Genomic DNA, 1,096 nt, shown 5'->3' on the forward strand with positions numbered 1-1,096 from the left:
GAGCGGCCCCTGGTCACTGAACGGGAACGCGCCCTCGGCGATCATCTGGGCCAGGTCCCCGGCGCTCTGGAGGTAGGTGAGCTCCAGCCGGCTCGGGGTGCGCGCGGAGCTGAGGTTCGTGCTGCGCTGGATCACCCCGATGAGCCGGCCCCCGCGGCGCACGGGGATGGTCTCCTCGCGCACGGGGACGCCACCCGACCAGTCGGGGTCGCCGTCCCGGCAGATCCGCCCCTCGCTCCAGGCTCGGTCGATGAGGGCGCGGCGCCCGATCACCCGGGGCGCCGACCTGGACGTGACGTCGGTCATGTCGTCCAGCAGCGCGGTCTCCACCAGGTCGTCCTGGAAGGCCGTCGGCCCCGTGGTCGGTCGCATCTGGGCGACGGCCAGCCAGCCGTCGTCGCCGCGCAGCCGCACCCACAGGACGAGATCGGCGAACGACAGGTCCGCGAGCAGCTGCCAGTCCGAGACCAGGGAGTGGATCCACTCCAGGTCCGCCTGTTTGAGTGACGTGTGACGTCGGATGAGATCACTGAGGTGAGGCACTCACAAATCATCCCATGAAGGCGTGCATACTCAAGAGATACGCACTCGACCAGTGGTCCACACCAGTCGGCGGCCCGCACGGCCCGCCGCGCCGACCACACCGGAGGGGTGTGTGGACGGAGTCGGGACGCGTGGGAGGACACCGATGACAGGCCAGCGCACACTGGACGGCAACCCCAGGGTGCCGAAGTACTACCAGGTGAAGAAGCAGCTCCTGGAGCTCATCGAGGCGATGCCGGCGGGCAATCCCGTGCCCCCCGAGCGCGCCCTGGCCACCCAGTTCGAGACGTCGCGCACGACGGTGCGCCAGGCGCTGACGGAGATGGTGGTCGAGGGTCGCCTGCTGCGGATCCAGGGCAAGGGCACGTTCGTGGCCAAGCCGAAGGTGGCACAGATCCTCCAGCTGACCAGCTACACGCAGGAGATGCGGGCGCACGGCCTGCACCCCGCCACGCGCATCCTCGACGTCAGCTACATCAACGCCGACGACCAGCTCGCCGAACTGCTCGCGATCCGCTCGGGCGGACGCGTGCTGCGGATCGAACGGCTGCGG

2 protein-coding genes are annotated in these 1,096 nt (G+C 69.7%); one reads left to right on the top strand and one right to left on the bottom strand.

All coding sequences use genetic code 11. The features are described 5' to 3' along the window. On the bottom strand, positions 1 to 543 hold a 543-nt coding region (locus D471_RS0100225; RefSeq protein WP_017596765.1), incomplete at its 3' end, for a histidine kinase N-terminal domain-containing protein. Between the two features lie 145 nt (positions 544 to 688). On the opposite strand from D471_RS0100225, the gene D471_RS0100230 reads away from it, so the two are divergent. Next, on the top strand, positions 689 to 1,096 hold a 408-nt coding region (locus D471_RS0100230; protein WP_017596766.1), incomplete at its 3' end, for a GntR family transcriptional regulator.

Origin of the sequence: Nocardiopsis lucentensis DSM 44048, assembly GCF_000341125.1 — a bacterium.
Taxonomy (GTDB): domain Bacteria; phylum Actinomycetota; class Actinomycetes; order Streptosporangiales; family Streptosporangiaceae; genus Nocardiopsis; species Nocardiopsis lucentensis.